This is a genomic window from Rhizobium sp. Root1203, assembly GCF_001424945.1.
Classification (GTDB): Bacteria; Pseudomonadota; Alphaproteobacteria; order Rhizobiales; family Rhizobiaceae; genus Rhizobium.
Genome location: NZ_LMCW01000049.1, coordinates 1 through 10,376, shown reverse-complemented (window position 1 = coordinate 10,376; position 10,376 = coordinate 1). Strand labels below are relative to the sequence as shown.

17 protein-coding genes are annotated in these 10,376 nt (G+C 56.4%); 6 read left to right on the top strand and 11 right to left on the bottom strand.

Features of this window, described 5'->3' with window-relative positions:
• A partial coding sequence (locus tag ASC97_RS27985; protein WP_156390485.1) for a transposase occupies positions 1-319 on the top strand: 319 nt, incomplete at its 5' end.
• A 380-nt stretch (positions 320-699) separates the two neighbouring features.
• Here ASC97_RS27985 and ASC97_RS27980 read toward each other — a convergent pair.
• Positions 700-1,692: an extracellular catalytic domain type 1 short-chain-length polyhydroxyalkanoate depolymerase gene (locus ASC97_RS27980; RefSeq protein ID WP_057471607.1), complete on the bottom strand. Its 993-nt coding sequence runs from the start codon at positions 1,690-1,692 to the stop codon at positions 700-702.
• On the bottom strand, positions 1,689-2,141 hold the full coding sequence (locus tag ASC97_RS27975; RefSeq protein WP_057471606.1) for an NUDIX hydrolase: 453 nt from the start codon (positions 2,139-2,141) through the stop codon (positions 1,689-1,691). The genes ASC97_RS27980 and ASC97_RS27975 overlap by 4 nt, the downstream gene beginning before the upstream one ends.
• 152 nt (positions 2,142-2,293) lie before the next feature.
• On the opposite strand from ASC97_RS27975, the gene ASC97_RS36115 reads away from it, so the two are divergent.
• The 3 genes from ASC97_RS36115 to ASC97_RS27965 all read left to right on the top strand — a co-directional run bounded on the left by ASC97_RS36115 (position 2,294) and on the right by ASC97_RS27965 (position 3,522).
• On the top strand, positions 2,294-2,383 hold the full coding sequence (locus ASC97_RS36115; RefSeq protein WP_156390486.1) for a CHAD domain-containing protein: 90 nt from the start codon (positions 2,294-2,296) through the stop codon (positions 2,381-2,383).
• Positions 2,384-2,821: 438 nt separating this feature from the next.
• Complete coding sequence (locus ASC97_RS27970) at positions 2,822-3,016, top strand: hypothetical protein (RefSeq protein WP_057471605.1); 195 nt, start codon at positions 2,822-2,824, stop codon at positions 3,014-3,016.
• A 329-nt stretch (positions 3,017-3,345) separates the two neighbouring features.
• Complete coding sequence (locus tag ASC97_RS27965) at positions 3,346-3,522, top strand: hypothetical protein (RefSeq protein ID WP_156390484.1); 177 nt, start codon at positions 3,346-3,348, stop codon at positions 3,520-3,522.
• Here the strand turns inward: ASC97_RS27965 and ASC97_RS27960 are convergent.
• Complete coding sequence (locus ASC97_RS27960) at positions 3,519-3,848, bottom strand: DUF982 domain-containing protein (protein WP_162246724.1); 330 nt, start codon at positions 3,846-3,848, stop codon at positions 3,519-3,521. The genes ASC97_RS27965 and ASC97_RS27960 overlap by 4 nt on opposite strands.
• A 260-nt stretch (positions 3,849-4,108) precedes the next feature.
• Between ASC97_RS27960 and ASC97_RS27955 the strand changes: the two genes are divergently transcribed.
• A complete protein-coding gene (locus ASC97_RS27955; RefSeq protein WP_057471602.1) occupies positions 4,109-4,288 on the top strand; it encodes a hypothetical protein in 180 nt (59 codons plus the stop codon).
• A gap of 89 nt (positions 4,289-4,377) precedes the next feature.
• Positions 4,378-4,617 (top strand): DUF982 domain-containing protein, encoded by a 240-nt coding sequence (locus tag ASC97_RS27950; protein ID WP_057471601.1) that lies wholly within the window; start codon positions 4,378-4,380, stop codon positions 4,615-4,617.
• A gap of 125 nt (positions 4,618-4,742) precedes the next feature.
• Here ASC97_RS27950 and ASC97_RS27945 read toward each other — a convergent pair whose 3' ends face one another.
• From ASC97_RS27945 to ASC97_RS34960, 8 genes are all read right to left on the bottom strand, one after another.
• Positions 4,743-5,405 (bottom strand): hypothetical protein, encoded by a 663-nt coding sequence (locus ASC97_RS27945; RefSeq protein WP_057471600.1) that lies wholly within the window; start codon positions 5,403-5,405, stop codon positions 4,743-4,745.
• Positions 5,406-5,439: 34 nt separating this feature from the next.
• Entirely contained in the window at positions 5,440-6,396 is a 957-nt protein-coding gene (locus ASC97_RS27940) for a S1C family serine protease (RefSeq protein WP_057471599.1), read from the bottom strand.
• Positions 6,397-6,682: 286 nt separating this feature from the next.
• Positions 6,683-6,871 (bottom strand): hypothetical protein, encoded by a 189-nt coding sequence (locus tag ASC97_RS35835; protein WP_082530197.1) that lies wholly within the window; start codon positions 6,869-6,871, stop codon positions 6,683-6,685.
• 391 nt (positions 6,872-7,262) lie between these two features.
• Positions 7,263-7,532: a hypothetical protein gene (locus ASC97_RS27935; RefSeq protein ID WP_057471598.1), complete on the bottom strand. Its 270-nt coding sequence runs from the start codon at positions 7,530-7,532 to the stop codon at positions 7,263-7,265.
• A gap of 1,295 nt (positions 7,533-8,827) precedes the next feature.
• Positions 8,828-9,055: a hypothetical protein gene (locus tag ASC97_RS35830; protein WP_057471608.1), complete on the bottom strand. Its 228-nt coding sequence runs from the start codon at positions 9,053-9,055 to the stop codon at positions 8,828-8,830.
• Between the two features lie 136 nt (positions 9,056-9,191).
• Positions 9,192-9,383, bottom strand: coding sequence for a hypothetical protein (locus ASC97_RS27915; RefSeq protein ID WP_057471595.1), 192 nt, complete (start codon positions 9,381-9,383; stop codon positions 9,192-9,194).
• 209 nt (positions 9,384-9,592) lie between these two features.
• Positions 9,593-10,126 (bottom strand): hypothetical protein, encoded by a 534-nt coding sequence (locus ASC97_RS27910; RefSeq protein ID WP_057471594.1) that lies wholly within the window; start codon positions 10,124-10,126, stop codon positions 9,593-9,595.
• A 15-nt stretch (positions 10,127-10,141) separates the two neighbouring features.
• Positions 10,142-10,376, bottom strand: a 235-nt coding sequence (locus ASC97_RS34960) for a hypothetical protein (protein WP_210171782.1), incomplete at its 5' end; no start/stop codon positions are given.

Genomic DNA, 10,376 nt, shown 5'->3' with positions numbered 1-10,376 from the left:
CAGGCTTAGGCAGATCGAACGCCAGATCACGGCCGTGGACGACGCCATCATGGCTTTGATTGGCAAGGACGCATCCCTCAAGGCCAGGCTCGATATCCTCGTCTCGATTCCGGGTGTGTCGGAGATCACGGCCTTCACGCTTCTCATCGAGATGCCCGAACTGGGTGAACTGGATGAGAAAGCCGCGGCCGCACTCTCCGGTCTTGCACCGATGTGCCGACAGTCCGGACGATGGACCACAGCCATCATGCGAAAGCTCATCGTGCTCGCAAACGCACTGCTCCGAAACAATCGAAAATGGACCCCAAAACCTGCTTGATCAAAACGGATACTCTAGCGTTCGTATCGAGGACCACCCCGTTCCAAAACTGGGTGGTCTTTTCGCGCCGATTAAACGGCGGCGATAGTATTGGAGGTTGATCGAAGTGCCGCCGCCCTTTTTAGCTCCGGCGATGAGCTGATCGGTTTGACGTGGTAGACCAACAAAAACCATTCTCCTTCAATCAGTTAGTGAGTCTTCATTAATGTAAACCTGACGCGTTCGCTCAATGGCGGCGGCAAGACTCCTTCAGCATCCGAAGACAGCTCTGACGATCCCTTCATTCCAGAACTGGGCGGATGAGACGATTCCGGCGGGATCATGATCTGCCGACTATCTTTTTCTTACCCCCGGCTGACGGCTTGAGCGCGAGATACGCTTCAAAGGCGAGACAGTCCCCAGGCGCGCATCAGCTCGGCGGGAGCGGAGATGTCCGCGGGCAGCACGAACGGATCTTTGGATCTCAGATCTCCCCGTACCTTGACCGGAAGGCCATGTCCTAAACCGGCAATGGAATAGAATGCGAGTTCGGCTCCATCCGCACCCTTCCAGGAATGCAGTTCTCCCCACGGCCTCTTTTGAATACGGCCGGAACCCCGATCAAGGCCGGTTGCTTCCAGCCACTGGTCGACACTTGCCGCTGCGTTCGTCGGGTTCACGACGCGATCAGCTGTTCCGTGCCAGATGCTGATCGGAGGCCATGACCGTCGCGCAGGAGATATATCAGCTATCCGGCTTCCCCATCCGGCAGCGGGCGTGGGAGCTCCTGACTTCATTGCGCGGACAGCCGACATGACGTCGCGAGCGGCTCCGACCGGCATTCCAGCGACAATGGCCGCCCCCGCGAACAGTTCTGGAAAGTTTGCGACCAAGGCCGCGGTCATTGCACCGCCGGCCGAAAGACCGACGAGGTAGATGCGCTGGCGGTCCACCCGGTACCGCTTGCAGGCATGTTCGACCATCTGCTTGATCGACAGCACCTCGCCGCGATCGCGCGCAACGGCGCTTGGCCTAAACCAGTTAAAGCACCTCTGTGAATTGTTGCTTCTTGTCTGCTCCGGATAGAGGAGGACGAAACCCCTCTCCTTGGCCAACTTGGAAAAGCCTGCAGCGGCATCGAGACTTTCTGGAGACTGACCACACCCGTGCAGCACGACGACCAGCGGTGGTTTCTTCGGCAATCTGGCGGGCGCGAAGGTTTTCATAGCCAGCCGCCCCGGATTGGTGTTGAACGCCGCGGTCGTTTCGAGGCCCGGCGGAACCTTGCGAGATCGCGTGCGACGAGGGGGTCTTAGCGCAGCTTCCAGAAGCTTGACGACCTTCCTCTGTTCCCTGAGGGCTCTCGCCAGTGTTTTGGATATGCCAAACCTCAAAGGGGCGCGGCCTCAAGTTGGGAAAGCAGGACTCGTAGGCCGGGCTGTGCGGCGTCCCGGATGGCCACCTTCAAGGGAAACCACTTCTGCTTCCGGATCGTCTTCTCCGGAAACTCAGCCGCGATCTCGTAAACGCGAAGCAGATGGACGGCGACATGGTAGCGGTGCGTCGAGCTGTCCTTCCGGTAGCTGAAAGAACCGAAGACATCGGTGTCCACCGTTCCAATCACTCCTGCCTCTTCGAACGCCTCCCGTCGGGCGGCGGCGGAGCTGGACTCGCCAGGATCGAAGTGGCCCTTTGGAACTCCCCACCTGCCGTTCCTTCGGCTTCCCACCAGAAGGACGCTAAGCTCCCCGTTTCCGCTGCGACGGTAACAGATCGCGCCTGCCTGCTGGACATCGCGGCCCACGGCTCCAACCGAAGAGGATTTCAGATTGCTCACGAGCATGGCCGTTCGATTTCTTCCTGTCCTACATCAGATCGCTTTAGCACCGAACCATGACAACCTGGGCAGCGTTGAGATTGTTCCTCAGCGGCCGGAATTAGTCTTGTCGTCCGAAACCCCGCAACGATTGAGGCCCGCCTCCGGATGGCCGCGCTCTGGCGGCCATCGACGACGAACATCTTCACGAGCTTCGCAAGGATGCACAGAAACTGCGCTACGCGGATTTGTTCTTTGCTTCGCTTTGAAAACAAGCTCGGAAGCAGACAGTACAAGAGGTTCACCGCCGCAATGGAAGATCATCTGGGTACCCTTCAACGATCGCAGCAGGTCCCGACGTGTTGGAACAGCGCGCGCTTGTCGAAGGAGAGGTTCGCGAGGCTACGCGGTGATCCCTTTTTGGCATGCCATAATTCAATAACTGGCCCGGGATCGATTTCGTCCAGATACTCAAAACGCAGGTCTTGACTCTTTCTTACAAAATGCGAACATAACAAGAACAAATGATGAGGTTCACACATGACAAGGACAGAGGAAGTCATCGCAAACGCACTTGCCGTCGTCGCCACGTGCCGTGCTGAACGCGAGCGCGATGCTGAGCGCCGGAAGCAGGTTTTCGGAAGAATCGACATTGGTCGCCCCCTTCCGGTGGTCAAGGGTATGCAGCTAAGCTTGGACCTTCACTGATGTTGCCCATGAAGAATGAAGACGTCGATTTCGAAGTTCAGGCGGCGCTTGCCTGGCACGATGACGATGTGCATGCGACGATTGCTACGCTGCTCGAGGACGTCAGGCATCTGCGCCAACAACTCGCACTGGCTGAGGGGGCAATGAGCCGTGGGATGGCACGCGGATGGGTACCGCGTTTCGATCGCGACTGATAACGATTTCCACTGGACCAATGACATGCTTGGCCGCCCTACGCCCGAGAGATCGTTTCGGACCTCGTTCGACGACTGGTGGAATGCTCAATCGAGCGAATTCCGTTCTCGCGTCGACGATCTCGCCGCGTGGACGGGTTTCAAACGGGATACACTGGCGTCACAAAAAGGCCGTGCGCCGCTTCACCTACCGAGCGGGCCGCTTCCGTTCACGGTGTGGGCAGAGAGCGCAACCGAGCAAGGAAAACAGCGATCATGGAGACGGATGCCCGCGCTGCATTGAAGGGATGGAGAACTTCACCCCGGGGCTGGGTTTTGGAGAAGTTGGCTTGAGCGATCTCGATAGACCTCGGCAACCGACCTCCGGCCCGCACGTGCACAATTGCTCGACGGAAGACTGCGGCAGGTGGGGCGGCTTCGGCTTCGCGTCAGCAGCCCGCGTCGAAACGCGCTGGTGGTGTTGGGAGCACTATCCGCACAAGGCGCCGACGATCGTTGGTCGCTAGTGAGGCGTTGGCGATTGGCCGCGCCTGGCCTGCCGTGGACGGCGCTCTGCCCGCTCATCGACGTACTCTTCCCTGACCATGATCATTTCTGCTGCCTTGGCTGCGGCGACAAAGGCCGCCCGCACCTGCTCTGGAGCGCGGACGCCCTCCATTGCCTCAAGGCAAATCTTTTGCGCAAGCAGCCATTCCTTGCCACGGTCGTCTTCGGGCCAACGGTAAAGCAGGCTTGTCGCCAGGTCCTCAAGCGTAGCATGCCTGCGTAGGGTAATACCCTTGCGCCGCTCCACAGCGACCAGAACCCCTCGGATTGGTATGTTCACGCTCATCGGAATCTTCCCAAGGACGAACCAGATGACCATTCAAATATCGTCAGTCGAGCGACAATATTAAGAAGGCACTAAAATACCGCTCCTAACCGCATTTTTGAGAGCGTGAATTAAAATAGTTAAATGCCTGGCGCGGTCTACGGCGGATATTATCACGTGGCGAGGTTCACCTTCCTCGCATCCGCGTCGCCGACGCGGCTTTCAATGTTCCAGATTTCGCCCCGGCAACACCCCGGGGCCCTTTTTTCGGATTGATGGCAATGACACGAGAGCGGGAGAAAATAAACAAAGCCATGCGGGAGAAGCGGTTCGAAGAAACGGATAAGACCGCAAAGGAATTGATCGAGGCGGCCGCGGCGGCAAGAAGAGAAAAGAGTGAACGTCTGCTCAAGGCCCGCTTGGCGGCCCAGCAGGGAGCGTCCACATCTTACAGAGATTGATCAACATCTCGTGGGTTGGCACGTGGGCGTCAAAATCTCCTGAGGCTGGAGGTATTGTGTTGGCTACTCGACATTGGAATTTCCCCGTCATGATCGCGTGCCCGCGCAGCGGCCAAGTTTATACAGTTGCCACAACGGCAGACGCGTTGAACATGTTGACGACAACCTGGCCGGTTGCCGACGGTAAAGCCTTCGTCAATGCGCTGGAAGTATGTGAAGCTGTCACGACGGGGACGGCAACGCCCGAAGATGCAAAGATTGCTTTTCTGGAAGCCGCAGACGAGGCGAAGGTGGTTTACGAGTTGATCGGGCTATCAACCCAATCGTAGCCAATCCGGAGAATCCGACGCGAATGAGACGCTCGCGTGGCAGGCCAGCGAAGTGTCGGTGGTCACCGGTTTTTTCCGGTAGGGTCGGGTTGCAAAAGCTCAACCTTCCTTAGCCGCCTAGCCACTCACTCAGCTTCCACACCTGTCTTAGGGAAGAGTTGAGTGATGTTCGAACCATTTGACACGATCGATGTCTTGATGGCGCGAAGGTTGCTTTCATCCCCTCTCTGTAGGATGGCAGCAAACCCCTCGCGCTGGCGATAGTATTCGGGCTTGGCGGGTAAATTCAGATCGAATTCTTCAAGGAGATGGTCGATAATATCGAGAGCTTTGCTCGCCAGCTCTGAATAACCTCGCTGGCGTCTTTCGAAGAAGCTGTCGTAACCAGGGCCCGAAAGGTCAAGGGAATCCAGGGCGTACGAGAGATTTTTGATTCGGTTCGAGAGCCACATGATCTCGTCGGACAGCTGGTCGTCAAGCAAGGACCAGTCGACATCCTTGGGCAAGGTGAAGACGGGGTCCGGTGTGTGGAATGCAAACTCCCCGTCGTCCATCGGATTGAACTCCGGGCTATCATGGACCGCAGCGTAGCTGGCCCCGACAAAATCGTCTAAAGCCAGTGCCGTGAGCATCGCCAGACTTCTAGCTTCGGTCCTGGAGTGCCTGTTTCTCGACCTTTTGGTCCTCTCAATCGCGGCGAGTGTAAATGCCCCGAGCGCGAAGCAGGCACATCCGATCAGTGCACCCATTGCCATGATGGCTGGGGTGGATTCGAAGAACTGCGTCAAAAGTCACCTCGTGAGGTAGGAGATGTGGATCGCATCAAGGACGCGCAGACGGAATCAGTACTTTCCGGTCCAGTGTGCCGTGAACTGAGAATATAAGAAACTGTGTCTCCTGATCGATCTGGTCGCCATTGAGCAATCTGACGACATCGTCTATTCCTGCGACCGCTGTTCCGTTGATCGCCAGCACCAGATCGCCCTCTTGCAACCCACCATGCTCCGCCGGGCTGCCTGGTTCGATGCGTCTGATCCGCACCGACGTCGTCTGTTGGAGCCCTGCGTTCAACGCTATCTTTCGATGCAGATCGATCGTGTCGGCGGCGATGCCAATATACCCACGGCGGACGCGACCAAACCGCAGCAGTTCCGAGACCACGTAGTTTGCTGTATTGGATGCTACTGCAAACGCGATGCTCTGCGCACCGCGAATGACTGCTGTGTTCACGCCGATGACTTCACCCGACGAGGATACCAGCGGGCCGCCGGAGTTCCCCGGATTGAGGGCGGCATCGGTCTGGATAACGTCGTCGATCAATCTGCCATTGGACGCCCTCATTGAGCGGCCGAGTGCGGATACGATGCCGGCGGTCACTGTCCATTCGAAACCCAGAGGATTGCCGATGGCAACAGCGACATGCCCACGCCGCAGTCGTTTGGAGTCGCCAAGCCGTGCCCACGAACCAACGCTCGTATTCGCACGAATGAGGGCGATGTCTGTGTCGGGATCGCGACCTAAAACACGACCTTCCGTTGTCAATCCCTCCGCTGTCTTGATCCGGACGGTTTTGGCATCATCGATCACATGGTTATTGGTAACGATGAGCCCGTCGGGAGAAATGGCAAATCCCGAGCCGTGTCCACCCCGGCCCTCCATCCGCTCTATGCGGCTGACCGCCGGACCGACAAGATCGACCGCACCGGCGATCGTCTTCGAATAGATGTCCGTCAGCTCCGCCTCATCGGCGGGGACGATATTTCCATCAATGATACCCATATTTGCTTTCCCGACGTCGTCAGGCGTCTTGGCTGAGGACCGGCAGCAGCTGCGTTGCAAGGAGCTGTCAGCGAATTACTAGTGTTGCTCAATAATGTGAGATCAGCGCCTCACCAGTTCAAGGGTGCGTGGCGGTGGGCGTTTCGCGGGCCCAATTTTGCCGAGGGAGCGTGAACAACAAAGGGTGTGTTTCGTAAGCCAAAACGGCTGACCGATGAAAACGGGTCGCGCATTTCAAAAGCCAATTTGCGCATGCGCACCATCAGAATTCACTCTGATTGAAGTGTCAGTAGCTACAAGGACGGTCATTGCCAAATCCACTCGCGCAGGCGGGCCGGAGTGAATAATCCGCACTGTGCGCCCCGTAGCCCACGGAACCGGTCGTCAACGAACTATCTGAACTTGTGGTACAGGCTGAAACGACAGTTGCTGCAGCAAGCACAGCAACCGCCCAACCGTGCCTAAGATTGCGCATGCTACCCTCCCGAATCCGTTCGACCGATATCAAAAACATAGTCCCTGCAGCTTTTGGGAGAACCTTTCTTATCTTCAACATTCTGTTATCGACCGGATGCGGAGAGTGAAAAGTGACGCGCAACCTACTGACCCACACGGTGGAAAAGGGTCTTCGCTTGCCGACGCAACCACGATGTCAGAGAACGAATGGACGCGCGCCATAGACGCTCGGTCGCTGCGACCGCGTGAGGTTATCGGTGAGGCTATACTCGTGCTTCAGCAGGGCGCACCAGAGCCTAGGGCAGGTCGGGGGACCTATCCGTCGCCAATCTCGGTCCAGGTCTGTTTGAAAGAGGTTTCCAATTGGCCCCATGCCGAATGAGAGGACGGGCGCACGGCGCAGAGCGGAACTATTTGGGTCGCTGTTGCCGCCCGAAAAAGCGGTCGCGCTCCACCATCAAACTCTGACCTGCCGTATAAAGCGCTGCGACGGCACTCCGCATCTCAGAAACCGCCTTCACTGTCCGTGGAGAAATGTAGTCTCCTTCAGCCTCCAAATTAACTCTCAAGGCAACCTCGCAGGCCCGGGCGATCCGGTCGATGTCAGGCGCAACGGCGTTCAGCTGTTGCAGGATGCGGTCGATGTCGAATTTCGCCCGTTCTGCCATTCGATCCGCCATTTCTCACCCCCAGATACCATCGATAAATACGGCCGCCGTCCCAGCGATCTGAATGAGTTAGTAGCGGGCCGACGGAAAGAAAGACTGCAGCCTGGGTCCAAGCTGCAACTACCCCCTACCTCTTGCTTCGCGCGAAGGATCACTCCCAATTCGCGGCCGCTTGCGCAATTTGACAGGAACTGTTCAATGTCGCCTGCTGAGCAGGGTGTGCAACATGTCGAGCAACTCTCCCTCGTTCATTCCTTCTCGGTAGACGAAGAACGCTCTCCTCGCGGCCACCATCGTATCCTCGTGTCCAACACCAAGGCCGTTTTCGAGAGACCATGTGCTAACGGCCCGATGGATAATGTCGAGGTCATGTGCCTCAAACCTGAAGTTGGGACGGTCGGTCAATGCACCTTGGCTCATAATCTTTTCGCGTATCTGGCGTCTATTTAGAGACGCACGACGATTTGGACACCCCATCAGCGCCAAAGTGCAACAAGATGTTCGTCTGGCCAGGTAGATCCCGACGCCTTATTTTCGAAGGTAGCTCTTGGCACCGCTGTCGGTCATACGGCCTCCCCTTGGCCCGATGCAAGAGCTTTCGCCGCGACACGAGCATTCCCCGCACATCGTCGGCTCCACTCGTGCGTCTTCCTTTCCCGACAAGCCGGCCACGCCTATGGTGTCGCAGGATATCTTGCTTGGACTGACTGAGCCGTCCCGGCAAATAAAGGTCGCGCCTTGGTAGTGGTCGATGCCACCCTTTCGTCCGCTGCATGGCGTATTGGCGCCCTCTAAGAAAAGTCCGCTTCGCAGCGATCGTGCCAATAGCCCGGCAGAACACCGATTTGCACGTCAAGCGCAGCCGACAACCGCGCCAAAAAAACGCGGTGTTTTAAATGCTTATTCCGAGGATATTTTCTGTTCCTTTAGGAACTATAACATGAATTCCTAAATACAAGCGATTGTTTTTATTGTTTTTTATGTGGAATTTTAGGACATTTTGCGTGAGTTACTAGAAACGGACTGTGTCGCGCGTCTTTGCCTGTTGCCACAAGTCGCTCAGCGATAGACCAGTTCTACCCCAAGGTGTCCACCTCATCGATCACGACAACGACACACAGGATCGCGGCCGAGCTCCTCGACAAGATCACTAGGGGCAGCGTCACTGGCCACCGCCGCCAGCCTGATTCCACGGAGACGAGCTGTCTTCGCGTTGCGCGCGGCGCGTTGAGCAGCGATGAGTGCAGCGGCGACTTGGTTGGTTTCTTCGAACTTGGCGAGGCGTTCGCTTCTTTTCATGGATTGCCTCATCGCGCCACTTTCACCGTATCCCCGAGCGGTCCAAGTCGGCGGGTCAATTCCGAGAGCAGGGATTCCTCGACGTGCTTCGACTGAACCAATTCAACCGCCAAGGTGAGAGCCCTACGCCCCTCGGCGCTATCGATGTCGCAATGATGTGAATGGCACCACTGGCGGACAGCCCTAGTCACGAGTTCGACTTCGGAATCGGAAAGGGAAATAAGGGATTGCAGCATCATCGTGCTCCTCCGTTGAACGACAAGAGCAAGTGATAACTCCCAAGCGACCTTTATCATCAGAGAGTGGGGCCGATAGAGAAAATTGTACGCTTTATTCGCGAGGACGCAATTAACTAAGACATAGTTGGCTAGATTATAGTTGACGCTGATTTGGTCCCGGTTCGCTGTCGTCCCAGCCGTGCTCACGGCAATATTGTTCACCAGCGCGGACTGCGGCCTTTTGGTTACGGAAGGGGCCGAGCATTATCACATTGTTTCGAAAACTCACGACAACCGTGCGCTCGACCAGATCGAACACCAGTTGCATCCCATCTTCGTATGGCATGTTAAATACTCGCTGCTTTTCCTACAGCGGCAACGTATATGTCATTATCAGGTTCCACGGAAAGTTGCGGTCGTGTGGGTGGGCAAAACGCTGGACCGTTTACACACATCCCCCCGCTTTACGATAGGTCGCCTCAACGTCGGCTGAGTAGGCCGCTTTGCGCCGATACCGTTGAAAAAGTCCGGCGAGCGGCTGTTGTGACCGGCTCTCTATCCGTCAAACTGTACGTGGCCACCTTCGATAACGACATGACGGCCTTGGAATTCGACAAATCGCCAATCCTCGCCAAGTGAACCATCCGGGAAAATCTGCAGGTGGTAACCGCCTGACAGCGACAAGTCAGCCCCGCCATAGTTGTCTGTGTTTACGGCTCTTACGACGAGTTGCTTTGTTGCGTTCACGAAGGATTTTGTCTCCGCGTCGTAGCCTTTCAGCAAAGATGCAATTTTGATGAGCTGCAGATTTCCCGATTTAGGGTCTGCATCGTTTACCTTCGTTCCATCAGTCGGCTCGATGAAACGATCTGATGTCCCTGTGACTACCGTCCTCTCATCAACGAAGCGCCACGGGCATTGAACATGTAGTGCATAAGCACCGACAGTTCCTCTACCTGAATGATGCGGTACGACCTTTCCAAAATGGAAAACCTTCATGTCCGCAGCGTTGCGGACAATGCTCAATGGCAGCCCTAAGAGTACCTGAAGGCAGCTTTCCAGGCGGACTTGATTGTTGTTCTCGGGCATCAAATTGAAACTCGGCTAAATCAGAAAATTACAGGATTTTGGCAGACCATTACACAGGATAAGGTTCAAATCCATCGCCCTCAAAATGAGCGAGTGCTGGTCGCTGGATTGAAGATCGGCATTGCTGGAGTATCGATGTCGTGATTCAATCAGAGGTGGCTCGGTTTGTCTGAACAGCTTCGGGCGTTTCGCTAAGTGGATTTCCGCCTCGATTATGCCGCCACCATCATTGGTGCCAGCGCGTTGAAGT